Genomic DNA, 24,969 nt, shown 5'->3' with positions numbered 1-24,969 from the left:
GACCGGTCCGCGGGCCGGGTTGGCCTCCCCGGTGCGCAGGCTCCTGGCGGGCCGGTCCGCCCCGCGGCGTCTACCGCGCCGGACGGCGGCCGGCCCGCCAGCAGGAGGTGTGCCAATGGCGTCGCTCGTCCACGCCGGCCCCGAGGAGGTGCTCGTTCGGCCAGGCGACGACGTGTCCGAGCCCGGGCGTGATGATCTGGTCGCACCCCGGGCAGCGGTAGGACTTGTCCGAACCCCGCACCTCGCGGACCGTGTAGTCCTCACCGCCCGGGCCACGTTCGGTCCGGGACATCCCCCGCAGCCGCCCCTCGTCCAGGGGGACGTGTCCCTGGCCGTAGGGACGGCGACGGGAGCGACGCGAGGAGGGCACGTCAGGCCCCGGTCGCCCCGGAGACTGCCGCGGCATCGACGGCGTTGGCGCGGATGACCTCGGCGTACCAGCGGGAGGAGTCCTTGGGGATGCGCTCGAGCGTGTCGTAGTCGATCCGAACGATACCGAAGCGCTTGGAGTAGCCGCGCGCCCACTCGAAGTTGTCCATGAGTGACCACACGAAGTACCCACGTACGTCCGCGCCGTCCTCGATGGCGCGGGCGACGGCGTCCAGGTGCCGGGCGATGTAGTCGATCCGGTCGGGATCGTGAACGGCGCCGTCGTCGGAGACGATGTCCTCGAACGCGGCACCGTTCTCGGTGACCATGAGCGGCAGGCCGTCGTAGGCACCGGCCAGGGCGGTCAGCAGCTCGTAGAGGCCGTCCGGCTCGATGTTCCATCCCATGGCCGTCTGCTTGCCTTCCGGCGGGAGGAACTCGACGTCGTCGAGAGCCACCCAGGGGCTGGCGGCCCCTGCCCCGTGCCCGCCCGAGTCCCCGCTGGGCTGCTCGCCGGGGGGGAGCTGGCGCACGTAGTTGGTCGAGTAGTAGTTCACGCCCAGGACGTCGAGCCGTTGCCGGATGAGGTTCAGGTCGCCCTCGTGGACGAACGACCAGTCCGTCAGGTGCCGGGTGAGCTCCCGCAGCTCGGTCGGGTAGGTCCCGTCCAGCAGCGGGCCGAGGAAGATGTGGTTGCCGATCAGGTCCACCCGATGGGCGGCTTCCAGGTCCGCGGCACGTTCCGGGTCACCCGGTCGCGTCACGTGCAGGTTGAGGGTGATCGAGATCTGGGCCTGGTCCCCGAGCTCCTCACGGATCGCCGTCGCGGCCAGACCGTGGGCGAGGTTGAGGTGATGCGCCGCGGTGAGGGCCTCCGCGGGGTCGGTGTGGCCCGGGGCGTGGACGCCGCTGGCGTAACCGAGGTACGCGGAGCACCACGGCTCGTTGAGCGTGGTCCAGACCTTGACCCGGTCACCGAGTTCCCGGGCCATGTGGCGGGCGTACTCGGCGAAGGCGTACGCCGTCTGCCGGTTCACCCAGCCGCCGGCGTCCTGCAGTTCCTGCGGCAGGTCCCAGTGGTAGAGGGTGACGACGGCGTCGATGCCCGCCTCGGCGAGCGCGTCGAGGAGGTCGCGGTAGAACGCGACACCCTCGGGGTTGAGGTCGCCGCTGCCGCCGGGTTGGACGCGCGGCCAAGAGATCGAGAGCCGGTACGCCTGGAGTCCCAGGTCCTTCATGAGCGCCAGGTCCTCGCGCCACCGGTGGTAATGGTCCGCAGCGACGTCGCCCGTCTCTCCGTTCCGGGTCCTGCCGGGGGTGTGGGAGAAGGTGTCCCAGATCGAGGGGCCGCGGCCGCCTTCATCGGCCGCCCCCTCGATCTGGTAGGCGGCCGTCGCGGACCCCCAGATGAACGAGTCGGGGAATCGGCGCTGTGTCATCGAACCTCCTTGCCGTGGCGGATGACGCGGACCGGGTGCAGGTCGGCGTCGGTGATGAGCAGATCGGCCCAGTAGCCGACCTCGAGGGCGCCGACCACGGGATTGCCGAGGACGGCTGCCGGGTTGGTGGCCGCCATGTAGACGGCGTCGACGAGCGGGATGCCGCCGTGGACACAGGTGCGGACAACGTCGAGCAGATGCGCCGTGCCACCGGCGATGGACCCGCCCGCGGCGAGGCGGGCGACGCCGTCGGCGACCGTGACGTCCTGGGTGCCGAGCCGGTAGTCGCCGTCGGCCATGCCGGTCGCGGCCATCGCGTCGGTGACCAGGACGGCGCCGCGGCGACCGAGGAGGTCGTACACCTCACGGACGACCTCCGGCGCCAGGTGGGTACCGTCCCCGATGAGCTCGACGACCACCTCGCGGCGGGCGGCGGCCGCGAGGAACTCGCCCACCGAGCCGGGGTCGCGGTGGTGCCACGGCTTCATCCCGTTGAACAGATGGGTCACGCCCGCCCGTTCGGAGCGCCCCGTGCCGTCGGCGAGGGCCGCCACCCCGGCGGCGACGGCGGCCCGGGCCGCGGCCGGATCGGCGTCGGTGTGCCCCCAGGAGGGAAGGGCCCCACCGGTGACCAGGGCGGCGGCGACCTCGTGGGCGCCCTCGAGCTCGGCGGCGAGGGTCATGCTGGCGACGTGCCCGCGTCCGAGCTCCAGGAGCTCACGCGTCAGGTCCGGGTCCGGCGGGATCATCAGGCGGGAGTCCTGGGCACCGCAGCGGGCGGCGGACAGGAACGGCCCTTCGAGATGGATCCCGGCGATCTCACCGCGTTCGGCCAGCTCGGCGAGCATGGCCACGCGCTCGCGCAACGTGTCCGGGGCGGCCGTGACGAGCGAGACCACCACCGCGGTGGTGCCTTGCCGACGGTGCTCCATGACACCGCGGAGAACCTCGTCCGGCGTGGCGGCGTCCGGGAAGGACGCCCCGCCGCCCCCGTGGTTGTGCAGGTCCACCAGCCCCGGCAGGACGTAGCCGGCCACGGGTTCGGCCAGGGCGACGGCGTCGGCGAACGGGGTCGAGGCGGCCCTCGCCGCCTCGCCCACCCAGACGATCTCCGTGCCGTCGACGACGACGGCGCCGTCGTCGATCACCGCATCGGGGGTGACCACACGACCACGGAGGACGACATCGTTCATGGTGCTATCCAACACTGTCGGCCGGCCCCGGCCCGAATCGGATCGCATGGCGGGCATCGACGCCCCCGCCTGTGACTCGACCGGTGAGAAGGTCCTCGTCTCCCCACGGCAGGGTCGGGCTAGACTTGTTCCCGCCATGACGGCCGACTGCCAGCCCGCAGGGTGGCAGCCGGACGAGGGGGACGTGATGAGCAGACCGCCGATGCCGCACGCCCGCAGGTGTCCCGGCGGAGGAACGAGTGAGGCCGAGCGTGTCCCGTCCCACCCCGTGTCAACGGTGCGGCACCCCCGTGCTCCACGACCAGTACCGCAACGGATGGATCGACCGGTCCGGCGCGTTCGCCTGTCCGGATGGGGCCGCCTGGCACCTCGGCAGAAACCGTAGCGCCTGGTCGCATCCCGGCGTGATCGCGGCCCTCGTCGCCGCGGGCGTCGCGCTCGTGGTCGGGGTGACGTTCATCGGATTCCAGCTTGTCCCGGACGGGTCCGAACCTGCACCGACGGCGGACCCGGGCGGCGACCCGCCCCCGCCCGCGGACGGGCACGGTGCTTCGCCGGAGGATCAGGAGGCGCCGACCGCGGGGGGTGGCCCGGCGCCGTGCTATCCGCCGAACGAAATCCCGCTCTGCTTCCCGGACGAGAACGTCGGTGCTGCGATGGTCGAGCAGATCCAGCAGCTCGACGGCTGGGAGTGCCTGGTCGGTGACGAGACCGACGAGAACGGGGACAGTCCGCTCGGCACCGCCGAGTGTTCGCTGGAGAACATCGACGGATACAACTTCGGGACCTCGCAGAGCATCGGGTACGTCACCGCCGACTACGAGGTCGGTAGCCCCGTCACGGGCTTCGACGTGTCCGCGCAGGCCTACGAGGCCGAGTACCTCGACCAGGCGGCCACGGCGCAGGACGCGATGGACCGCGTCGATGAGTTCTTCCCCGAGGCCGTCAGCTACATCTGGCCAGAGGACGAGGCCCTGCAGCGGGAGGCGGTCGAGGCTTTCGCGCAGGCTCAGGAGCAATGTCGCGCGGACGCGCAGGCGGATGCGGGCGGTGGCGAGCCACCGGACCCGACGGACGCGGATCCGAACGTCACGGTCACCACGCCCTCGGGGTACGAGGTGAGCTGCTCGGCTCCGACCACCATCAGCGTCCAGGGCGAAAGCGGCGTGGTCACCTCGTACACGCAGGCGGCCACCATCGAAGCGCCGACCGGCTACTGAACGAACCGGGCAGGCGGCGCCGTCACGGCGACAGCACGGCGGCGATGTGGCGTGCGGCCGTGCCCGGGCCGTCCAGCCCGCGCAGGTGGCCGGCCATCTCGCCGGCACGCCGTCGCAGGTGCCCGTCGGCGAGTGCGTCGGCGACCTGGGCCTGCCAGTCCGTGCGGCGGGCCCGATGCGGTGAGACGAGGCGCGCACTGCCGAAGTCGACGCAGCGTTGGACGTTGAACCGCTGCTCGCCCTGCAGCGGGATGCCGATGAAGGGCCAGCCCTGGGCGCTGCTCGTCTGCACGGTGCCCTCCCCGCCGTGCGTGACGGCCAGGTCGACGGCGTCGCCGAGGCGGTCCGCAGGGAGCCAGCCGGTCACGTGGATGTTGGCTCCGCGGCGGCGGATGTCGGCGACGTCGGCATCGCTGAGGTAGTGACGCACGGGGGCGAGCACCTGGTACGGCGAGCCGGCGAGCCGGCCGAGGACGGCGCGGACCAGGTCGCGGTTGCCGGAGGATCCGACGGCGAAGTACACGACCGGGTCCGGACGTGCTGCCAGCTCGGCCACGACGGCGGGAACCTCGCCGGGCAGGGAGGCGAAGATCGGTCCGACGGCGACGTACGTCGGCGGTAACCGGGTTCCGGTCGGGATGAGGTGCGGCGCCGTGGTGACGAGGTTGAGATCGGCGTCGAGAGCGCGGACGGCGCGCGGCGCCAGCACGACACCGTGGCGGCGCGCGATGCGCGGGAACGCCCGCGGCACGAGCGGCACCCGGGGCAGGACGGTTCGGGTGACGGCGGCCGCGGCGGCGTCCACGCCGCGACCGAGGGGGCCCGTGCGGGGCAGCAGGCCGGTGGTGCGCATCTGGCGGATGTGCGGTTCGGAGTAGGCGAAGGGCTTGACGTAGACGAGCGGCACGCGTTCGGCGCGCGCGGAGATGAACTGGCTCATCGTGGTGCCGATGACCACGGCCCCGGGGCGGAGCTCGCGGATCAGCGCCCGCTCGGCGGTGACGCGCCCCTCGAGCATCGCGTCGGTGAACGGATGCCGCACCGTGCGGCCCTGGTCGAGGGCGAGGAGCTGGTCCGCCTGCTCCTCGGAGAGCTCCGGGGTGAGCAGCCGGCACTCGAACCCGGCCTCGTCGATGACGTGGGCGTGACGCCGGGAGTACCCGGCGAACACGCACCGCACATCACCAGGCAGCCGGCGCGCGACCTCGATGCCGCGCGTGACCTCCGCGAGGTTGAACGTCTCGGGAGCGAACAAGACGGTACGGGTCATGGTCGCTCCTCGGATCCGCCTGATCAGAACAGCCGCGACTCGGCGTCGTCCATCCCGCGCATCGCGTCGTAATCGAGGATGACGCACCGGATGTCTCGATCGGCGGCCAGCACCCGCGCCTGCGGCTTGATCTCCTGCGCCGCGAACACCCCGCGGACGGGGGCGAGGTGTGGATCGCGGTTGAGCAGCTCGAGGTAGCGCGTGAGCTGCTCGACGCCGTCGATCTCACCCCGGCGCTTGATCTCCACGGCGACGGCGCCGCCGTCGCGGTCACGCGCGAGGATGTCCACCGGGCCGATCGCCGTCGGATACTCGCGGCGCACGAGCTGATGGCCGGGGCCGAGCAGCTCGATCTGCTCGGCCAGCAGTTTCTGCAGATGCGCCTCGACCCCGTCCTTGACCAGGCCGGGATCGACGCCGAGGTCCGCGCTGTGATCGCCGAGGATCTCGTGGATCCGGACGACGAGTTTGTCGTCGGTCTTGGCGTGCTGGACCGTCCAGACCTGCCCGACGCCGGCGTCGCGGTCGGCGTCGGACGGCTCGCCCACCGTCAGCTTGCACGGCGGGCTCATCCAGTTCAGCGGCTTGTACGACCCGCCGTCGGAGTGCACGAGCACCGACCCGTCGGCCTTGACCATGAGCACTCTCGTGGCCAGTGGCAGGTGCGCGTCGAGCCGGCCGGAGTAGTCCACCGAGCAACGCGCGATCACGACACGCAACGACGCCTCCTTCGTTCAGCGATGAGGGCCGGGCGTCGATCCGGCCTGCGCCAGGCACAGCCTCAGACCAGCGGCTCGCCCCGCGGCGGGGCCGCCTCCAGCCAACTGACCAGTCCGGCCAGGGACTCGCGCGGCATCGCCAGAGCCAGGTCCTCGCCGTCGTACCGGCACGTCACCTCGACGAATTCGCCGTCCGCACCGCCGACCCGCTGGAAGAGCTCGAGCTGATCGCGCTGGAATGTTCGCGTGGGCAGCAACGACAGCGAGGCGAGCCGGTACCACTGCACCCGCCCGACGCCGTAGACCGCGATACCACCGCGCCAGTCCCGCCCTTCGCACCGTACGGCGCACTCGAAGGACCCGACCCGCCGGTCGAGGCGCTGCACCCGGACGGCGAAGAGAACGGCCAAGACGAGGACGACGGCGGCGACCGCGGCCACACCCAGCCATGCGATCCCCGCCGTCGTCAAAGAGTCACCCTCTCCTCAGATACCGGCCCCGGCCGCGTCCTCGACCACCACGGTGACCGCGTCCTCGTCCACCGAGACGAACCCCTCGTCGACCTCGAGCTCGACCTTCTCGCCGGACGTCGGGGTGATCTTCACAGTGCCGGACTTGAGCAGGGCCAGCACCGGCTCGTGCCCGGCCAGGATGCCCATGGATCCACCGGCGGCGGGGACCACCACGCTGGACGCCTCCCCGCTCCACAGCGCGGCTGTGGTCGAGACGACGTCGACATTCATCGCCACAGTGGCGACCTCCTCGCGTTGGTTGTCAGCGGGACTCGGACTGGAGCTGGTGCCAGGCCTTCTCGAGGTCCTCGAGTCCGCCGATGTTGTAGAACGCCTGCTCCGGCACGTGGTCGTACTCGCCGTCGGCGATCTTCTTGAACGCCTCGACCGTCTCCGACAGCGGAACCGTGGATCCGGAGACGCCGGTGAACTTCTCGGCCATGTAGGTGTTCTGCGAGAGGAACTGCTCGATCCGGCGCGCACGGGCGACGGTGACCTTGTCCTCCTCGGAGAGCTCGTCGACACCGAGGATGGCGATGATGTCCTGCAGCTCCTTGTTCTTCTGCAGGATCGACTTCACCCGGGTGGCCACGTCGTAGTGCTCCTGACCCACGTACTGCGGGTCGAGGATGCGCGAGCTCGACGTCAGCGGGTCGACAGCCGGGTAGAGGCCGCGGGAGGCGATGTCACGGGAGAGCTCCGTGGTCGCATCCAGGTGGGCGAACGTGGTCGCCGGCGCCGGGTCGGTGTAGTCGTCCGCGGGGACGTAGATGGCCTGCAGCGAGGTGATGGAGTGTCCCCGCACGGAGGTGATGCGCTCCTGCAGCTGCCCCATCTCGTCGGCCAGGTTCGGCTGGTAGCCCACGGCGGAGGGCATGCGCCCGAGCAGCGTGGAGACCTCCATACCGGCCTGCGTGAAGCGGAAGATGTTGTCGATGAACAGCAGCACGTCCTGCTGCTGCACGTCACGGAAGTACTCCGCCATGGTCAGCGCGGACAGCGCGACCCGCAGGCGCGTGCCGGGGGGCTCGTCCATCTGGCCGAAGACGAGAGCGGTCTTGTCGAACACCCCAGCCTCGTCCATCTCCTGGATGAGGTCGTTGCCCTCACGGGTGCGCTCCCCGACGCCGGCGAAGACGGAGACGCCGCCGTGGTTCTGCGCAACGCGCTGGATCATCTCCTGGATGAGGACCGTCTTGCCGACGCCCGCACCACCGAACAGGCCGATCTTGCCGCCCTGGACGTAGGGGGTAAGCAGGTCGATGACCTTGATGCCGGTCTCGAACATCTGGGTCTTCGACTCGAGCTGGTCGAACTCGGGCGGCTCGCGGTGGATCGGCCAGCGCTCGGTAACCTCGAGCTCCTCCCCCTCGGCGAGGTTGAGCACGTCGCCCGTCACGTTGAACACGTGGCCCTTGGTGACGTCGCCGACCGGGACGGAGATCGGTGCACCGGTGTCGACGACCTCCGCGCCGCGCACGAGGCCGTCGCTCGGCTTGAGGGCGATGGCGCGCACGAGGTTGTCGCCGAGGTGCTGGGCGACCTCGAGGGTCATGGTGAACGACTCACCGCCGAGGCTCACCTCGGTCGTCAGCGCGTGGTAGATGTCCGGGATGGCGTCCGGCGGGAACTCGATGTCCACGACGGGGCCGGTCACGCGGGCGATGCGGCCCACGCCGGGCGCAGAGGTCTGCTGCGCCGAGTCGGTGGCGGTAGCGGTCATGTGAGCGGTCCTTCTTCCCTCTCGTGATCGCTCAGCTCGACGCGGAGAGCGCGTCGGCACCGGAGACGATCTCGCTGATCTCGGTGGTGATGTCGGCCTGGCGCGCGGAGTTCGCCAGTCGGGTGTAGTCGCGGATGAGGTCCTCGGCGTTGTCCACCGCGGTGCGCATCGCCTGCTGCCGGGCGGCGAGCTCGGAGGCGGTGGCCGTGAGCAGCATCGCGTGGACCCGGCGGCGCACGTACATCGGCAGCAGGGCGTCGAGGACCTCCTCGGCGTTCGGCTCGAACTCGTAAAGCGGCATCGGCTTCTCGCCCGGCTCGGACACGCCCTCCACGATCTCGATCGGCAGCATGCGCCGCACCTCGGGCACCTGGCTGACCATCGAGACGAAGCGGGTGTACACCACGTGCACAGCGCTGACCCCGCCCTCGGCCTCCGGGGCGAGGAAGGCCCCGAGCAGCGTGTCGGAGATCTCGCGTGCCCGCTCGACGGTCGGCGCGTCGGACTCTCCCGTCCACGTCCCGGCCATCTCGCGCCCGCGGAACCGGAAGTACCCCTCGCCGCGGCGGCCGCTGACGTAGAGCACGGGCTCCTTACCGTCCGCGCGGAGCTCCTCCAGGAGCCGTTCCGTCGCCCGCAGAACAGTCGCCGAGTAGGCACCCGCCATCCCGCGGTCGGAGGTGACGACGAGCACGGCCACGCGGTTGGTGTCCTCGCGCCCCTCGATGAGCGGGTGGTCGAGGTTCGCGTGCGCCGACACCGCGGAGACTGCCCGATTCAGGGCACGCGTGTACGGGTCCGCGGCCTGGGCCGCATTCCGCGCCTTGCCGATCCGCGCGGCCGCGATGAGCTCCATGGCCCGGAACATCTTCTTCAGGGTCTGGGTCGCACGGATCTTCTGCTTGTAGACCCTCTGCTCACCGGCCATGGTCAGCTCCGCTTCGCGCTGACGATCTGCTCCTGCTCACGCTCGGCCTCGACCTCGTCCGGAAGCTCCTCGGGCTCGGCGCCGAGCGCGGCGCCGGAACCGCCGAGGAAGCCCTTGCGGAACTCTTCGACGCCGGCGCGCAACGCGTCCTCGTTCTCGCCCTTGATCTTCCCGGAGGAGGCGATGTCGGCGAGGACGGTGGTGTTGCGCTTGAGGTGGTCCAGGAGCTCGGACTCGAAGCGTGCGACGTCGGCGACGTCCACATCGTCGAGATAGCCGTTGGTGCCGGCCCAGATCGACGCGACCTGCTCCTCCACCGGGTACGGGGAGTACTGCGGCTGCTTGAGCAGTTCGTAGAGGCGCTCGCCACGGGTGAGCTGCTGCTTCGTCGTCGCGTCCAGGTCGGAGGCGAACATCGCGAAGGCCGCCATGGCGCGGTACTGCGCGAGGGTGATCTTCAGCGTTCCGGAGACGTCCTTCATCGCCTTGACCTGCGCGTCACCGCCGACACGGGAGACGGAGATACCGACGTCGATGGCCGGGCGCTGGTTGGCGTTGAACAGGTCCGACTGGAGGAAGATCTGGCCGTCGGTGATGGAGATGACGTTCGTCGGGATGTACGCCGAGACGTCGTTCGCCTTGGTCTCGATGAGCGGCAGCCCCGTCATGGACCCGGCGCCCATCTCGTCGGAGAGCTTCGCGCAGCGCTCAAGCAGACGCGAGTGCAGGTAGAACACGTCGCCCGGGTACGCCTCGCGGCCCGGCGGGCGCCGCAGCAGGAGGGAGACCGCGCGGTAGGCCTCCGCCTGCTTCGACAGGTCGTCGAAGACGATGAGCACGTGCTTTCCGCCGTACATCCAGTGCTGGCCGATGGCCGAACCGGTGTACGGCGCCAGGTACTTGAAGCCGGCCGGGTCAGACGCCGGGGCGGCGACGATCGTGGTGTATTCCAGCGCACCCGCCTCCTCGAGCGCGGCACGCACACCCGCGATGGTCGAGCCCTTCTGGCCCACCGCGACGTAGATGCAGCGGACCTGCTTGGTCGGGTCGCCGGACTCCCAGTTGGCCTTCTGGTTCAGGATCGTGTCCAGCGCGACGGCGGTCTTGCCGGTCTGCCGGTCGCCGATGATGAGCTGGCGCTGGCCGCGCCCGATCGGGGTCATCGAGTCGATGGCCTTCAGGCCGGTCTGCAGCGGCTCGTGCACGGACTTGCGGGCCATGACGCCGGGGGCCTGCAGCTCCAGGGCACGGCGCCCTTCGAGGTCCGTGATCTCGCCGAGGCCGTCGAGCGGCTGGCCGAGGGGGTCGACCACCCGGCCGAGGTAGCCGTCACCGACCGGGACGGAGAGGACCTCGCCGGTGCGGCGCACCTCCTGGCCCTCCTCGATGCCGGTGAAGTCACCGAGGACGACGACGCCGACCTCGCGCTCCTCGAGGTTCATCGCCAGACCGAGGGTGCCGTCCTCGAACCGCAGCAGCTCGTTCGCCATGGCGCCGGGCAGTCCGGACACCCGGGCGATGCCGTCGGCTGCGAGCGTGACGTGCCCGACCTCTTCGCTCGCCGCCTTGGTGGGTTCGTAGGAACTCACGAAGCTGTCCAGCGCAGCCCGGATCTCCTCGGGCCGGATCGTCAGCTCAGCCATTGATCTTCCTTCGTCTCTTCGTCGCCCGCCGGGTCCGGCGGTCGGTCATGTCTGTGGTGATGGTCAGCCGGCCAGCCTACGGCGGGCGTCGGCCAGACGTGAGGCGAGGGTGGCGTCGACCACCGAGTCCTGGACCTGGACGCGCATCCCGCCGACGACGTCCGGGTCGAGGTCGACGTGGACCTCCACCTCGCGTCCGTGCTGGCGGCTCAGGATCCGGGCGAGGCGCGAACGCTGCTGTTCGGTCAACGGCACGGCCGAGGTCACCGAGGCGACCAGCCGCTGCCGCCGTCCCGCGGCCTGCTCGGTCATCGCGTGCAGGAGATGCGCGACGTCGTGGCTGCGCGGGGTGGTCGCAGCGCGAACGGCGAGCACCAGGCTCTCCGGCCCCACCTTGCCCTCGAGCAGGGTGGTGACGAGGCGAGCGCGCTCGTCCTCGGTGCGTTCCCGGGCGGACAGCGCGAGCAGCAGCTCGCGCTCGGCCTCGAGGATCCGGCTCAGGCGGTAGAGCTCGTCCTCGACGTCCTCGAGTCGGCCGGCGTGCTCCGCGGCGGCCAGCACCGAGATCACGCCGAGGAACTCGCTCGCCTCGAGCAGGTCGTCGGCGGCGGACCAGCGGTCCCGCACCAACCCGCCGACCAGGTCGGCGACGGCGTCGTCGACCTTGCCGCCGAGCACGCGCTCGGCCAACCGCGCCCGGTCCTCGGGTGCGTGCGCCGGCTCGGTGAGGGCGCGCAGCAACGCGTGCTCGCCGTCGAGCAGGTCGACGACGGCGAAGAGCTGCTCGCCGTACGCGCGGCCGCTCTCGCCGGCCTCACGCAGTACCGGCTCCCACCGCTCCTGCGCCCGGGCCAGTGCCGAAGAGCTGGTCGCCCGCATCACGCCTCCTGGCTCGCGGTCCGCTGCGTGGCGGAGGAGTCCTGCTGATCCTGCGCCTCGAGTTCGTCGAGGAACCGGTCGACCACCCGGGACTGCAGTGCCTGGTCGTTCATCGACTCACCGACGATCCGGGTGGCCAGTTCGGTCGCCAGCATCCCGACGTCCGCCCGCAGCGAGATCTGGGCGGCCTGACGCTCCGCCTCGATCTGGCGCTGGGCGTTCTCGGTGACGCGCTGCGCCTCGGCCTGGGCCTTGTCCCGCGCTTCGGCGACGATCTGCTTGCCCTCCTCCTGGGCACGCTCACGCACCTCGGCGGCCTCGCGGCGGGCCGCGGCGAGCTCGGCCGCGATCCGCTCCTCGGCCTCCGCGGCCGCCTTCTCGGCGCGCTCGGCCTGGGTGAGGCCGTACTCGATCTTCTCGGCCCGCTCGTCGAGCACCCGAGTGATCCGCGGCACCGCGTACCGCACCATGAAGACGGCGATGATGACGACGCAGACCAGCGACCAGATGATGTCGTAGTCGGCGGGGAGCAGCGGGTTCGGCTCCCCGTGCGAGTCGGCCAGGAACATCGGCATCACGGGAAGACGAAGCCTGCCGCGAGACCGAGCAGACCGAGCGCCTCGACCAGAGCGATACCGATGAACATGTTGGTCCGCAGCGGGCCGGCCAGCTCGGGCTGCCGGGCGATCGACTCCTGGGTCTTACCGATGAGGACACCGACACCGATACCGGGGCCGATGGTGGCGAGACCGTAACCGACGGCGTTGAGGTTGCCGGCGAGTTCGAGCGTTCCCTCCATAAGGGCTTACTTCCTTCCTGTGTGGCGTGATCGTGCGATCACGTCGGTGGGGTCGATCCGCAGCCGGGCCGCGGGGGTCGTGGGTCGTGTTCCGGTCAGTGCGCCTCGACGGACAGCTGGATGTAGACGGCCGTCAGCAGCGCGAAGATGTACGCCTGCAGCGAGGCGATGAAGATCTCGAGCAGGGTGAACGCCAGGCCGCCCAGGCCGGTGATCACGCCGAACAGCGCGAGCGGTCCGCCGGCCTCGAGGAAGAGGTAGTGGGTGGCGCCGAAGCACAGCACCAGCAGCAGGTGCCCGGCGATCATGTTCGCCAGGAGTCGGACGGTCAGCGTCACCGGCCGCAGGATGAAGGTCGAGAACAGCTCGAGCGGGGTGAGCAGGATGTAGATCGGCCACGGCACCCCGGGCGGGAAGAGCTGGTCCTTGAAGAAGTGACCCGGCCCGCGCTCCTTGATGCCGGCACGGATGAACGCGACGTAAGCGATCACCGCGAAGACGATCGGGATGCCCACCACCGAGGAGCCGGCGAGGTTGAGGAACGGGATGACACCGGTGATGTTGAGGAAGAGGACGCCGAAGAAGATCGTCGCCAGCAGCGGGGTGTAGCGGCGTCCGCGGTCCTCGCCCAGGGTCTCCACGGCGATCGACTTGCGCACGAAGTCGATGGCGATCTCGCCGACAGCCTGCATCCGACCGGGGACCAGCTGGGTTCGACGGGCGGCCAACCAGAAGAAGAGCACCAGCGCCGCGACGGCGATGAGACGGACCAACGTCACGCGGTTGAACTCGAACATCGTGCCCTCGGCGAAGATCGCCGGAGGGAAGAAGTCCGCCAGGCTCGGCGCGTGGAACCCGCCGTTGTCGGAGGCGAGCACGGAGCTCTGGAGCATCATCGACGGTGCGGCAGACAGGACGTCCCCCTGGTGGGCTCGAGTCGGTCACGGTCCGGAGTTCCAGGCGCGTCCGACGACGGACGGGAGCGCGGGAACACCTGAAGCCTAACGTATGTACGGGCATGCTCCGAACCGCCGGACCAGGCCTGACCCACGGCCCGTCCGGCGCCGCTGGACCGCGGGCGCGCCTGGTCGCTCAGCCTGCCCCTGCCCGCCCGGACCGTCAAGGGTTCGGGCATCTCGACGGTGAGTGAACGAGGGGTCGGTGAGCGGTCACGGACGCGCGGACGGCCCCCCGCCCTGCGCGCCGCCGGAGGACGGTTCGACTGTCGGCACCCGCGACCGCATGACCCCGAGCGCCTCGATGAGCAGCGAACCGATGACCGCGACGACGAGGACGATGAAGAAGACGCCGGGCGAGTAGAAGTCACGACCGCTGATGAGCAGGAGCACCACGAAGACCAGCAGCATCTTCACGAGCCACCCGCCGACCGCCGCGGTGGTCACCACCGTCAGCGACCGGTTCGCGGTCACGAGCATCGTGACCACGGTGGCGACCATGAACAGGGCAGCGATGCCGGCACCGAGCAGACCTCCCCACAGCCCCGGCATGCCGGCCACGAGGTAGCCGAGTACGCCGCCGCCGACGGCGAGCGCCGCGACGAAGATCCCCATTCGCACCAGCATCGTGGTGTACATCGCACGGATCGCCGTCTGGGTGGCCGTCGGCAGGCCGGCGAGCGCCTCGGAGGCCGTCGGACGGTCCGTCGACGACTGCTCGGCGGGCTCGTCGCCGACCGGGTCGCCGTCGCGGGGCTGCTGGTTCGGGGTGGGCTGACTGGGCGTGGTCATCGACCGCTCTCTCTCGGGTGCGCTGTCCTTCAGGCTACGGCCTGCGTCGCGGCTCGTGGCGCCGCGCAGGCACGGCTACGACGCCGTCCCCGCGCCCCGGCGCAGGCCTGGCAGCTGGCTCCAGGTGATGGCCACCGCGACGACCACCGCCACCCCGGCGCCGACCGCCACCTGGACAGGGCTGAAGATGGCCAGCGAGACGGCGCTGAAGGAGACCACCGCCGTCCACAGGTAGAGGATGAGGGTGGCCCGGCGCTGGCTGTGCCCCAGATCGAGCAGCCGGTGATGCAGGTGCATCCGGTCGGGATGGAAGGGCGAGAGTCCTGCGCGCAGGCGCCGCACCACGGCCAGGGTCATGTCGAGCAGCGGCAGCAGGAGGACCGCCACGGGCAGGATGATCGGCACGTACGCCGGCAGCACCTGCGAGGTGCTGACGTTCGCGGGGTCGATCTGGCCGGTGACCACGATGGCCGCAGCCGCGACGGTGAGGCCGAGCATGTACGCCCCGGAGTCCCCCATGAAGATCCGGGCCGGGTGGAAGTTGTGTGGCAGGAAGCCGATGCATGCGCCGACGACCGCGGCGATGACCGCCGTGGCGATGTTCGAGTAGTCCCCCGGGGAGACGGCCTGGGTCAGCAGGTAGGAGTAGACGAAGAACGCACCACCGCCGATGGCGATCATGCCGGCGGCGAGCCCGTCGAGTCCGTCGACGAAGTTCACCGCGTTGATCGCGACCACGACCACGAAGATCGTCGCGATCAGTGACAACCGTGAGGAGCCCATCGTCACGCCGAAGACGGGGAAGGTGATGAGCTGGACGCCGTTCCAGGCCATGAAGCCGGCGGCGAGGACCTGGCCGACCAGCTTCGTCATCCAGTCCAGGTCCCAGATGTCGTCGAGGACGCCGAGCAGGCAGATGATGGCGGCGCCGGCGAGGATGGCCCACACCGTCCCGGACTCGAAGAAGACGTCGTCGAGGAACGGCACCTGGGAGCCGACGAGCAGGGCGACGGCGAGGCCGGCGAGCATGGCGACGCCACCCAGTCGGGGAATCGGCGTGGCGTGCACGTCGCGGTCCCGCACCGGCGTGATGGCGCCGGTGAGGAGAGCCAGGCGCCGGACGAGCGGCGTGGCCAGGAAGGTCACCGCCGCCGCCGTGAGCAGGACGAGGAGATAGACCCTCACGCGCTGCCCGGCTCGCTCTCGCGTTCGGCGGCGGGCGCGCCGGAGTCCCGCTCCGCGGGCGCTGTCTCCTGGCCGGCGGAGTCGGTGCTCGCCGATTCCCCGGCGGCCCGCCCCTCGGCGGCCGATTGCTCGGCCGACGGTTGCTGCACAGCCGGATCCCCCGCAGCCAACTCCGGAGCGACCTCGGCGAGCCGCTCGATGCTCAGCGCGCCGTGCCGTAGCACGGTCAGCCGCTCTGCCGTCGCGTCGATGATGGTCGAGGGAACCGACCCCGGTGAGCGGCCCGCGTCGAGATAGACCGGGACGGAGCCGCCGAAGTAGGCGGCGGCCTCGGCCGCCGACGTCGCGGACGGCTTCTTCGACAGGTTCGCGCTGGAGACGGCGAGTGGCCCGGTGCGCTGCAGCAGTTCCAGCGCCACCTCGTGGTCCGGCATCCGCAGTGCGACGGTGCCGTCGGTCTCTCCGAGGTCCCAGGACAGCGAGGGCTGCGCCAGGCAGACGATCGTCAACGGGCCTGGCCAGAACGCCTCGACGAGATCCCGCACGACGGCCGGGATCTCCGTGGCCAGCGCGTCCAGCGTCGAGGTGCTGCCCACCAGGACGGGTGGGGGCATGTGTCGCCCGCGGCCCTTCATCCGCAGCAACCGGGCCACGGCCTTCTTGTCGAACGCGTCCGCCCCCAGGCCGTACACGGTGTCCGTGGGGAGGACGACGAGCTGGCCGCGACCGAGGGCCTCGACGGCCTCATCGAGTCCCGCGCGGCGCTGTTCGGGATCTTCGCAGTCGTGCACGCTCACGCCCGAGAGTCTTTCACGCAGCCCGGCCGGGCCGTGACATGCTGGCCGTGACATGCCCCTCTCCCCCGCCCGCACGATGCGCTGGTGCGTGCTCGCCGCGGCACTCGTGGTCCAGTTCGCCGTGCTGTACCTGCCGCAGACGCCGGGGCCGGAGGTGACGATCCCGGGCGCCGACAAAGCCGTGCACCTCGCCGTGTTCGCGCTCGTCACCGTGGCCGGTCTGGCTGCGGGCCTGCGTCGGGCACTGGTGGTGGGCTACGGCCTGGGCCACGCCGTCCTCAGCGAGATCGTTCAGCACCTGGTGCTGGCGGACCGCACGGGTGACGTGTTCGATGCCGTCGCCGACGCCGCCGGAGTTCTGCTCGTGACCGCGGTGGTCAGCGTGTGGCGGTCACGAAGCGCGGGCGGCCGGACAGGTCCCGGCCGGTCCACACGCCGGTGAAGCCGGCCCGGGTGAGCATCTCGGCGGCGGCCTCGGCCTGGAGCTCGGCGTGCTCCATGACGAACCGGCCACCGGGGGCCAGCAGCCGACCCGCTGCGGTGACGACCGCGCGCGGCACGTCGAGCCCGTCCGCTCCCCCGCCGTAGAGGGCGAGGTCCGGGTCGTGGTCGCGGACCTCGGGGTCGATCGGCACGGCGTCGGGCGGGATGTACGGCGGGTTGGAGACCACGACGTCGACGGTGCCGTCCAGTTCGGGCAGCGCGGTCGCGGCGTCCCCTGCGTGCAGGCGCACGTGCGGCGCGTGCTCGGCGACGTTGCGCCGGGCGAGCGCGAGTGCCGCCTCGGACAGCTCGACGGCGTGCACGACGGCGGCGGGCACCTCGGTGGCGACCGCGAGCGCGATCGCGCCCGATCCGGAGCAGAGGTCGACGACGAGGGGGGCTCGGCCGGCGCCGGCGATCTCCCGGGTGGCGTCAATCGCCGCGCCGGCGACGACCTCGGTCTCCGGCCGGGTGACGAATGCGCCGGGACCCGCGTGCAGCGTGAGGTGACGGAAGGCCATCGTGCCAGTCAGGTGCTGCAGCGGCTCGCGCCGGGCACGGCGCTCCACCAGCGCGGCGTATCGCGCCAGGTGCTCGGGGCCGGGCACGGCGGGGGCGTGTACGAGCGGCGCGCCGAGGACGTGCTCGGCGAGCAGCCGGGCATCGACCTGCGGTGAGGGGACACCGGCGTCGGCGAGCACCCGGGCGGCACCGGCCACCGCCTGCCGCCAGGTGACCTGCTCAGTCACCGGCGGCGGCCAGCCGCGCGGCCTCGTCCATCTCGACGGCGGAGGCGATGACGGGCTCGAGGTCCCCGTCGAGGACCTGATCGAGGTTGTAGGCCTTGAAGCCGGTGCGGTGGTCGGCGATGCGGTTCTCGGGGAAGTTGTAGGTCCGGATCCGCTCCGAGCGGTCCACGGTGCGCACCTGGGACCGTCGCTGCTCGGAAGCCGCCGCCTCGGCCTCTTCCTGGCGGGCGGCGAGCAGGCGGGCGCGCAGCACGCGCATGGCCTGCTCCCGGTTCTGCAGCTGGGACTTCTCGTTCTGCATCGACACCACGATGCCGGTCGGCTGGTGGGTGATCCGCACGGCCGAGTCGGTGGTGTTGACGGACTGTCCGCCCGGTCCGGAGGAGCGGTAGACGTCGATACGCAGGTCGTTCTGGTCGATCTCGATCTCGCCCGGATCGTCGACCTCGGGCAGCACGAGGACGCCGGCGGCCGAGGTGTGGATCCGGCCCTGGGACTCGGTGACCGGCACCCGCTGGACGCGGTGCACACCGCCTTCGTACTTCAGCCGGGCCCACACACCTTCGGACGGTTCGGAGATGGTGCCGGAGGTCTTGATCGCGACCGAGACGTCCTTGTACCCGCCGAGCTCGGACTCGGTGGCGCCGAGGATCTGGGTGCTCCAGCCCATCCGCTCGGCGTAACGCAGGTACATCCGCAGCAGGTCCCCGGCGAACAGGGCGGACTCCTCGCCGCCCTCGCCCGCCTTGATCTCCAGGATCACGTCGCGGCCGTCGTCGGGGTCCGTGGGCAGCAGTACGTGCCGCAGTTCCTCGGCGGCCTCGGCAGCGGCTGACTCCAGGGCGGGTAGCTCGTCGGCGAACGCAGGGTCGGTCTCGGCCAGCTCCCGACCGGCCGCGAGATCCCCCGCCGCCGCCTCATGGGCGCGCCAGGCGCGCACCACCCGGCCGAGCTCGGCGTAGCGCCGGCCGAGCGAGCGGGCACGGCCGGCGTCGGCGTGCACCGCAGGGTCGGCCAGCGCCTGCTCGATCTCGGCGTGCTCGGCGAGCAGCGGCGCGACGGCGCGTGCGTGCTCGGAGGTCTGCGCCGGCTGCTGGGGCTGGGTGTTCACATCTCTCTCACGGTCGCGGTGGCCACAAGCACGACGACGCCGGCGGGAGCCGCGGCGAACCGCGGCGTCACCGCCGGCGTCGAGAGCCTGGCTACTTCCTCTTGTTGCCGTAGCGGGCCTGGAAGCGGGCCACGCGGCCACCGGTGTCGAGGATCTTCTGCTTGCCGGTGTAGAAGGGGTGGCAGTTGCTGCACACGTCGGCGTGGATCTGGCCCGACGTCGCCGTGCTGCGAGTGGTGAAGGTGTTGCCGCACGTACAGGTCACCTGGGTGGTGACGTACTCCGGGTGGATGCCCTGCTTCATGATGTCTCCTAGGTCGTTGGTGCCGCCGGGTCGGACGCTCGCACGTCCGTGAACCGGGAGCCGCTGGGACAGTGTGCCAGACCGGCACGGACCCCGACAGGCTCACACCGCCTGCCGTCGGCCATTTGGAGCAACGTCACACGGCTGTGCCGTGTTCCCGCCCTCGGCCTGGTGGGCGCCCGTCCCCCCGGGTGCCGGCTAGCGGATCGCCAGCTCCGGCTCCCCCTGGGGGGACGGGGTGTTCTTCTGGACCGTCATGAGGAACTCGGCGTTGGACTCGGTCTCGCGCAGCTTGCCGAGCATGAGGTCGCTCGCCTGCTGCTGGTCCAGTGCCCCCATGACGCGGCGCAACTTCCAGATGATCTTGATCTCCTCGGAGCCGAGCAGCAGCTCCTCGCGCCGGGTACCGGAGGCATTGACGTCCACCGCCGGGAAGATCCGCTTGTCCGCGAGCTGACGGGACAGGCGCAGCTCCATGTTGCCGGTGCCCTTGAACTCCTCGAAGATCACCTCGTCCATCTTCGAGCCGGTCTCGACCAGCGCGGTGGCGAGGATGGTCAGTGAGCCGCCGTTCTCGATGTTGCGGGCGGCGCCGAAGAACTTCTTCGGCGGGTACAGCGCGGAGGCGTCCACACCGCCGGAGAGGATGCGGCCCGAGGCCGGAGCGGCCAGGTTGTAGGCGCGCCCCAGTCGGGTGATGCCGTCGAGCAGCACCACGACGTCCTGCCCGAGCTCCACCAGCCGCTTCGCGCGCTCGATGGCGAGCTCGGAGACGGTCGTGTGGTCCGACGCCGGGCGGTCGAAGGTCGAGGAGATGACCTCGCCCTTGACCATCCGCTCGAAGTCCGTGACCTCCTCCGGCCGCTCGTCGACCAGCACCACCATGAGGTGGACGTTGGGGTTGTTCACGGCGATCGCGTTGGCGATCTGCTGCATGATGATCGTCTTGCCGGCCTTCGGCGGGGCGACGATGAGGCCGCGCTGACCCTTGCCGATCGGGGCGACGAGATCGATGACGCGGGGAGTGATCGCCTTCGGCGAGGTCTCCAGACGGAGCTGCTCCTCCGGGTACAGCGGCGTGAGCTTGGTGAAGTCGGGCCGCTTGCGCGCCGTCTCGATGCTCTGACCGTTCACGGTGTCCAGCCGGACCAGGGCGTTGTACTTCTGCCGGTTGCCGCGCTGGGACTGCTGCTCCTCGCCCTCACGCGGCTGCCGGACGGCACCGGTGATGGCATCGCCACGGCGCAGCCCGTTCTTCTTGACCTGGCCCATCGTGACGTAGACGTCGTTGGGCCCGGCGAGGTACCCGGAGGTCCGGATGAACGCGTAGTTGTCGAGGATGTCGAGGATGCCGGCCACCGGGAGGAGGACATCGTCCTCGCGGATCTCGGCGGGCTCCTCCACCGCGAAGTCGTTGCCGCTGCGGCCGCGCCGCTTGCGGTCCCGTCCACGGTCCCGGTTGCGCCGGCGGGAACGGCCCGGGCCGCGCTCGCCGTCGTCGTCACGGCGGTTGCGGCCCTGGTCGTTCGGGGAACCGCCCTGACCGTCCTCGTCGGAGCGGCTACGACGGCGCGCCGCCGCCTCGCCGAGCGAGTCCAGTGACAGCGCCGGCTGCTCCTCCGTCTGGCGCCGGCCCGCCGCGGAACGCTCAGCGAGCTCACGCTTGAGCGCTTCCTTCGGGTCGTCTGGGCCATCACCCCCATCCTGGGGGCGCTCGCGGCCGACGTCGTGTCGGTCGTCATCGCCGCGCTCCTGGCGAGCCTGCTCGGCACCGGCCGGCCGGGCCGGTGCGCTCGCGGGCGCCGTGGCCCGGCGGGAGCGTCGGCGCTGCGCCGGCTGCTGGGGCGTCTGCTCGGGCAGGTCGAGCTGGTCGCTGACCGGCCCAGAGGCAGAAGTGGCCGCGGCACCGTTCTGGCCACCACCGCCGTGCCGGCCGTCGTCGCCGGCCTCGGCTCCGTCGCCGGACACGCCGGTGTCGGTCTGGTGCTCACGCTGCTGACCGGCGGACCGGCCCGACTGCTGTGCCTCACCGCTCGGCGCCTGCGCCTCGCGGATCTTGGCGATGAGATCGCTCTTGCGCATCCGGGTGGTGCCCTTGAGGCCGAGCCGGCCGGCGAGGGCCTGCAGTTCCGGAAGCCGCATGGTGGTCAACGAGCCCCCGTTGTTCGCGGCCTGACCGCTGGAGGGGGCGTCGACGGTTTCTGTCACGAGGTTCCTTCCCTCGAGGTCTGTCCCAGAGCGGGACAAGAGGTTCGAGTCACCCAGCCCGGGGGGCTGGGCGGTGGTGACTGCCCCGGGCACGCGACGTGCGGCGTGGCTGGCGGGGCGGGACGCACCTGCGGCGAGATCGCCAGGAGAACTGAGACGACTCCGTGGTGCGGTTCTGATCGTAGCAGGACTGACGCCGAACGCGAGACACCGTCGATGCGGCGCGAGTCACGCCAGGAGATGGGCTCCCTGGGTCGCGACGCCGGGGTCCAAGACGCGCCACCCGTGCCGGCTGAGTGTCTGCGCGGTGTCCCGATCGAGCCGCTCCAGCACCAGCACGCTCGGCCCGGCCCCGGAGATGACCGCCGGCCATCCGGCCTCACGCAGGGCCCGCACCGCTTCCGTCGTCGCCGGCATGACCTCGGAACGGTAGCCCTGATGGATCCGGTCCTCAGTGGCGGCCAGCAGCAGGTCCGTGCGCCCGCTGAGGGCGAGCACGAGCAGCGCGGCCCGCCCGGCGTTGCGGGCGGCATCGCGGTGCGGGACGCGTTCGGGCAGGACCTGCCGTGCGGACCGGGTCGCCAGGCTGTCCGCGGGGACGAGCACGCTCGGGCGCACCTCCGGGGCGAGCGGGATCGCCGCCGCGTGCGGACCGTCGGCGTCCTCCCATGCGACGGTCGCACCGCCGAACAGTGCCGGCGCGGCGTTGTCGGGATGCCCCTCGAACTCGGTCGCGAGGGCGAGCAGAACCGACTCGTCCAGTGCCTCCGGGTCCGAGATGAGTCCGCGGGCGGCGATCAGCCCCGCGACGACAGCGGCGGCGGAGGAGCCCATGCCCCGGCCGTGCGGAATCGCGTTGCGACAAGTCAGGTCCAGTCCTGCCTGCGGCGCGCCCGCGGTCTCCAGCCCGAGCCGTAGGGCGCGCACGACGAGGTGGTCCTCACCGTCCGGGACGTCGCCATTCCCCTCACCCTCAACGCTCACCCGGGTCTGGCCGGTGATCGCACGCACCGTGACCTCGTCCCACACGCCGAGCGCGAGCCCGAGCGCGTCGAAGCCCGGACCGAGGTTCGCCGACGTGGCGGGGACCCGGACCCGGACTTGCTCGCGCGCGATCCGCATGCCGTTACAGCCCGAGAGCCGCGACCACGGCGGGCAGCTCGGGTGCGACGACGTCCGGATCGACCTCGGCGCGCCCGAGCGCCGTCGCGGTGTCCTTGAGGCCGTTGCCGGTGACCGTGCACACCACACGCGCGTTCGCCGGGACCTCGCCGAGCTCAGCACGGGCGAGCAGCCCGGCGACGGAGGCGGCCGAGGCGGGTTCGACGAACACCCCGACCTGGGAGGCGATAAGTGCCTGCGCGTCGAGGATCTCGGCGTCGGAGACCGCGTCGATCCGTCCACCGGACTCGTCCCGCGCCGCCTCCGCATGCTCGCGCGAGGCGGGGTTGCCGATTCGGATTGCGGTGGCCACGGTCTCCGGATGCTCGACGGTGGCGCCCTTGACGAACGGGGCCGCTCCCTCGGCCTGGACGCCCCACATCCGCGGAACGCGGGTGGACACCGGCGCGAGGGTGGTCGCGGCGTCGTCCATCGACGCCGACGTGGTACGCCCGGCGTACTCCGCGTAGCCGAGCCAGTAGGCGGAGATGTTGCCGGCGTTGCCGACCGGCAGCACATGGATGTCCGGGGCGTCACCGAGGGCGTCGACGACCTCGAACGCTGCCGTCTTCTGGCCCTGCAGCCGGTAGGGGTTGACCGAGTTCACCAGGGCGACCGGGTAGTCCTCGGCGAGGGCGCGGGCCAGGCGCAGGCAATCGTCGAAGTTGCCGTCGACGGCGACCAGGGTCGCGCCGTGCACGATCGCCTGCGCGAGCTTGCCGGCGGCGATCTTGCCCGCCGGGAGGATCACGGCGCATCCCAGGCCCGCACGGGCCGCGTAGGCGGCGGCGGACGCCGAGGTGTTGCCGGTCGAGGCACACACGACCATCCGGGCGGGCGATCCGGCGACCTTGGACATCGCCGTCGTCATGCCGCGGTCCTTGAACGAACCGGTGGGGTTCGCGCCCTCGACCTTGAGCCAGACCCGGGCGCCCGTACGCTCCGAGAGAACCGGCGCCTCGACCAGCGGCGTCCCGCCCTCGCCGAGCGTGACGACCGGCTCCTCGGGCCCGATCGGAAGCCGGTCCCGGTACTCCTCGATGACACCTCGCCACGGCTGTGCCATTCACTCCCCCTCGACGTGGGTCACCGAGATGACCTCCTGGACGCGCGACTCGGTGACGAGCCGCTCGACGGTACGGGCCAGCGACGCCTCGGTGGCGATGTGGCTGGTGATCACCACACGCGCAGAACCGTCGTCGGAGCGCTGCTGGTGCACGCTCTCGATGGAGACACCTTCCTCCCCGTAGACACCCGCGACGGCGGCCAGGCTGCCGGGACGGTCCACCAGGCGCAGCTGGACCTGGGTGCGGGCCGGCGTCTCCTCCGGCCCGAGCAACGGCAGCTGGGTGTAGGCGGACTCGCGCGGTGCGTGCCCGCCGCGGATGGCGTGCCCGGCCGCGGCGACGACGTCGCTGAGCACCGCCGAGGCGGTCGGCGTCCCGCCGGCCCCCTGCCCGTAGAACATCAACCGGCCGGCCGACTCGGCCTCGACGACCACGGCGTTGAACGCGCCGCGCACCGCGGCGAGCGGGTGGGTGTCCGGCAGGAGTGCGGGATGGACCCGCACGGAGACCCCACCGGTGGTGCGGCGGGCCACGGCGAGCAGCTTGACCACCTGGCCCGCGCCGGCGGCGGCGCTGACCTCCTCGGCACTGATCCCGCGGATCCCGGCGACCGGTACGTCGTCGACACTGACGCGGGTGTGGAAGGCGAGGGACGCGAGGATGGCGGCCTTGGCGGCGGCGTCGTGCCCGTCGACGTCCGCCGTCGGGTCGGCCTCGGCATAGCCGAGCGCCTGCGCCTGCTGGAGCGCCTGCTCGAAGGACAGCCCCCGGGTGGCCATCTCGTCGAGGATGTAGTTCGTGGTGCCGTTGACGATGCCGGCGACCGTGACGATGTTGTCTCCGGCCAGCGACTCGCGCAGGCCGTAGACCACCGGGATAGCGCCGGCGACTGCGGCCTCGTAGTACAGGTCAGCGTCGCCGGCCTCGACCGCCGCGTGCAGCTCCGGCCCGTGCGCGGCCAGCAGCGCCTTGTTGCCGGTGACGACGGTACGGCCGCCGCGCAGGGCCTGGAGCACCAGTCCGCGTGCCGGCTCGATGCCGCCGATGAGCTCGACGACGATGTCGGCTCGGTCGATCAAGGCCGAGGCGTCGGTGGTGAGCAGTTCGGGCGGTACCCACGGGTCGCGAGGGACCGACGTGTCCCGCACCGCGACGCCGACGAGGTCGAGGCGCGCACCGGACCGGGCCGCCCAGTCGTCTCCGTGCTCGCGCAGGAGCCGGATCACCTGGCTGCCGACCGTCCCGCAGCCGAGCAGCGCGACGCGGACGACGGGGTCCTCGGTACCCGTCCGGGTGACGCCGCTGATGCTCACGCATCTCCTCTCGATCGATCGATTCGGGTCTGGCCCGTGGCCTGGCCGTCCGGCCCGGTCAAGGATAGAGCCGGCCGACGGCGTGCGGTGCGGGCGTCCGGTTCCCGGTCAGCCCTCGCCGACACCACCGCTCGCGCTCGTCAGGCCTT

26 protein-coding genes are annotated in these 24,969 nt (G+C 71.4%); 2 read left to right on the top strand and 24 right to left on the bottom strand.

Annotation, left to right across the window (positions count from 1 at the left end; genetic code table 11):
- Positions 1-70: 70 nt before the first annotated feature.
- The 3 genes from ACFSE6_RS03260 to ACFSE6_RS03250 are packed head-to-tail and all read right to left on the bottom strand — an operon-like array spanning position 71 to position 3,001.
- The gene (locus ACFSE6_RS03260; protein WP_388002259.1) at positions 71-370 is read right to left on the bottom strand and encodes a hypothetical protein; all 300 of its coding nucleotides are present in this window, start codon (positions 368-370) and stop codon (positions 71-73) included.
- 1 nt (position 371) lies between these two features.
- The gene (locus tag ACFSE6_RS03255) at positions 372-1,808 is read right to left on the bottom strand and encodes a GH1 family beta-glucosidase (protein WP_388002258.1); all 1,437 of its coding nucleotides are present in this window, start codon (positions 1,806-1,808) and stop codon (positions 372-374) included.
- Entirely contained in the window at positions 1,805-3,001 is a 1,197-nt protein-coding gene (locus ACFSE6_RS03250; protein WP_388002257.1) for an N-acetylglucosamine-6-phosphate deacetylase, read from the bottom strand. Before ACFSE6_RS03250 ends, ACFSE6_RS03255 begins: the two co-directional genes overlap by 4 nt.
- Before the next feature lie 404 nt (positions 3,002-3,405).
- On the opposite strand from ACFSE6_RS03250, the gene ACFSE6_RS03245 reads away from it, so the two are divergent.
- The gene (locus tag ACFSE6_RS03245; protein ID WP_388002256.1) at positions 3,406-4,221 is read left to right on the top strand and encodes a hypothetical protein; all 816 of its coding nucleotides are present in this window, start codon (positions 3,406-3,408) and stop codon (positions 4,219-4,221) included.
- A gap of 22 nt (positions 4,222-4,243) precedes the next feature.
- Here ACFSE6_RS03245 and ACFSE6_RS03240 read toward each other — a convergent pair whose 3' ends face one another.
- From ACFSE6_RS03240 to ACFSE6_RS03175, 14 genes are all read right to left on the bottom strand, one after another.
- Positions 4,244-5,491, bottom strand: coding sequence for a glycosyltransferase (locus ACFSE6_RS03240; RefSeq protein WP_388002255.1), 1,248 nt, complete (start codon positions 5,489-5,491; stop codon positions 4,244-4,246).
- A 23-nt stretch (positions 5,492-5,514) separates the two neighbouring features.
- Positions 5,515-6,210, bottom strand: a complete 696-nt coding sequence (nucS, locus tag ACFSE6_RS03235) for an endonuclease NucS (RefSeq protein ID WP_388002254.1) — start codon at positions 6,208-6,210, stop codon at positions 5,515-5,517.
- 62 nt (positions 6,211-6,272) lie between these two features.
- The gene (locus ACFSE6_RS03230; RefSeq protein ID WP_388002253.1) at positions 6,273-6,680 is read right to left on the bottom strand and encodes a DUF2550 family protein; all 408 of its coding nucleotides are present in this window, start codon (positions 6,678-6,680) and stop codon (positions 6,273-6,275) included.
- A 15-nt stretch (positions 6,681-6,695) separates the two neighbouring features.
- On the bottom strand, positions 6,696-6,953 hold the full coding sequence (locus ACFSE6_RS03225; protein WP_388002362.1) for a F0F1 ATP synthase subunit epsilon: 258 nt from the start codon (positions 6,951-6,953) through the stop codon (positions 6,696-6,698).
- A gap of 31 nt (positions 6,954-6,984) precedes the next feature.
- Entirely contained in the window at positions 6,985-8,445 is a 1,461-nt protein-coding gene (atpD, locus tag ACFSE6_RS03220) for a F0F1 ATP synthase subunit beta (protein WP_388002252.1), read from the bottom strand.
- A 31-nt stretch (positions 8,446-8,476) separates the two neighbouring features.
- Positions 8,477-9,373, bottom strand: a complete 897-nt coding sequence (locus tag ACFSE6_RS03215; protein WP_388002251.1) for a F0F1 ATP synthase subunit gamma — start codon at positions 9,371-9,373, stop codon at positions 8,477-8,479.
- 2 nt (positions 9,374-9,375) lie between these two features.
- Positions 9,376-11,016, bottom strand: a complete 1,641-nt coding sequence (gene atpA, locus ACFSE6_RS03210) for a F0F1 ATP synthase subunit alpha (protein WP_388002250.1) — start codon at positions 11,014-11,016, stop codon at positions 9,376-9,378.
- A gap of 63 nt (positions 11,017-11,079) precedes the next feature.
- Positions 11,080-11,895, bottom strand: coding sequence for a F0F1 ATP synthase subunit delta (locus ACFSE6_RS03205; protein ID WP_388002249.1), 816 nt, complete (start codon positions 11,893-11,895; stop codon positions 11,080-11,082).
- A complete protein-coding gene (locus ACFSE6_RS03200) occupies positions 11,895-12,470 on the bottom strand; it encodes a F0F1 ATP synthase subunit B (protein WP_388002248.1) in 576 nt (191 codons plus the stop codon). Before ACFSE6_RS03200 ends, ACFSE6_RS03205 begins: the two co-directional genes overlap by 1 nt.
- Entirely contained in the window at positions 12,470-12,694 is a 225-nt protein-coding gene (gene atpE / locus ACFSE6_RS03195) for an ATP synthase F0 subunit C (RefSeq protein ID WP_345214837.1), read from the bottom strand. The genes ACFSE6_RS03200 and atpE overlap by 1 nt, the downstream gene beginning before the upstream one ends.
- A gap of 95 nt (positions 12,695-12,789) precedes the next feature.
- Positions 12,790-13,590 carry a F0F1 ATP synthase subunit A gene (gene atpB, locus ACFSE6_RS03190; protein ID WP_388002247.1) on the bottom strand — a complete coding sequence of 267 codons (801 nt, stop codon included), beginning with the start codon at positions 13,588-13,590 and terminating at the stop codon, positions 12,790-12,792.
- 273 nt (positions 13,591-13,863) lie between these two features.
- Positions 13,864-14,442, bottom strand: coding sequence for a hypothetical protein (locus ACFSE6_RS03185; RefSeq protein ID WP_388002246.1), 579 nt, complete (start codon positions 14,440-14,442; stop codon positions 13,864-13,866).
- Positions 14,443-14,517: 75 nt separating this feature from the next.
- On the bottom strand, positions 14,518-15,627 hold the full coding sequence (locus ACFSE6_RS03180; RefSeq protein WP_388002245.1) for an MraY family glycosyltransferase: 1,110 nt from the start codon (positions 15,625-15,627) through the stop codon (positions 14,518-14,520).
- Positions 15,624-16,424, bottom strand: coding sequence for an L-threonylcarbamoyladenylate synthase (locus ACFSE6_RS03175; RefSeq protein WP_388002244.1), 801 nt, complete (start codon positions 16,422-16,424; stop codon positions 15,624-15,626). Before ACFSE6_RS03175 ends, ACFSE6_RS03180 begins: the two co-directional genes overlap by 4 nt.
- A gap of 52 nt (positions 16,425-16,476) precedes the next feature.
- Between ACFSE6_RS03175 and ACFSE6_RS03170 the strand changes: the two genes are divergently transcribed.
- Entirely contained in the window at positions 16,477-16,866 is a 390-nt protein-coding gene (locus tag ACFSE6_RS03170; protein WP_388002243.1) for a VanZ family protein, read from the top strand.
- Here the strand turns inward: ACFSE6_RS03170 and prmC are convergent.
- From prmC to ACFSE6_RS03135, 7 genes are all read right to left on the bottom strand, one after another.
- Positions 16,802-17,656, bottom strand: coding sequence for a peptide chain release factor N(5)-glutamine methyltransferase (prmC, locus tag ACFSE6_RS03165; protein ID WP_388002242.1), 855 nt, complete (start codon positions 17,654-17,656; stop codon positions 16,802-16,804). The two genes, ACFSE6_RS03170 and prmC, sit on opposite strands and share 65 nt — an antisense overlap.
- The gene (gene prfA / locus ACFSE6_RS03160) at positions 17,649-18,767 is read right to left on the bottom strand and encodes a peptide chain release factor 1 (RefSeq protein ID WP_388002241.1); all 1,119 of its coding nucleotides are present in this window, start codon (positions 18,765-18,767) and stop codon (positions 17,649-17,651) included. Before prfA ends, prmC begins: the two co-directional genes overlap by 8 nt.
- A 91-nt stretch (positions 18,768-18,858) precedes the next feature.
- Positions 18,859-19,071: a 50S ribosomal protein L31 gene (rpmE, locus tag ACFSE6_RS03155; protein ID WP_388002240.1), complete on the bottom strand. Its 213-nt coding sequence runs from the start codon at positions 19,069-19,071 to the stop codon at positions 18,859-18,861.
- 198 nt (positions 19,072-19,269) lie between these two features.
- Positions 19,270-21,279: a transcription termination factor Rho gene (rho, locus tag ACFSE6_RS03150; RefSeq protein WP_388002239.1), complete on the bottom strand. Its 2,010-nt coding sequence runs from the start codon at positions 21,277-21,279 to the stop codon at positions 19,270-19,272.
- A gap of 228 nt (positions 21,280-21,507) precedes the next feature.
- On the bottom strand, positions 21,508-22,401 hold the full coding sequence (thrB, locus tag ACFSE6_RS03145; RefSeq protein WP_388002238.1) for a homoserine kinase: 894 nt from the start codon (positions 22,399-22,401) through the stop codon (positions 21,508-21,510).
- 4 nt (positions 22,402-22,405) lie between these two features.
- On the bottom strand, positions 22,406-23,506 hold the full coding sequence (thrC, locus tag ACFSE6_RS03140; protein WP_388002237.1) for a threonine synthase: 1,101 nt from the start codon (positions 23,504-23,506) through the stop codon (positions 22,406-22,408).
- Complete coding sequence (locus tag ACFSE6_RS03135) at positions 23,507-24,820, bottom strand: homoserine dehydrogenase (RefSeq protein ID WP_388002236.1); 1,314 nt, start codon at positions 24,818-24,820, stop codon at positions 23,507-23,509. It lies immediately after the preceding gene.
- Between the last annotated feature and the right edge of the window lie 149 nt (positions 24,821-24,969).

Origin of the sequence: Georgenia deserti (genome assembly GCF_042680605.1) — a bacterium.
In the GTDB taxonomy this organism is placed as follows: Bacteria; Actinomycetota; Actinomycetes; order Actinomycetales; family Actinomycetaceae; genus Allobogoriella; species Allobogoriella deserti.
This window is presented reverse-complemented; position numbering and strand designations above follow the sequence as displayed.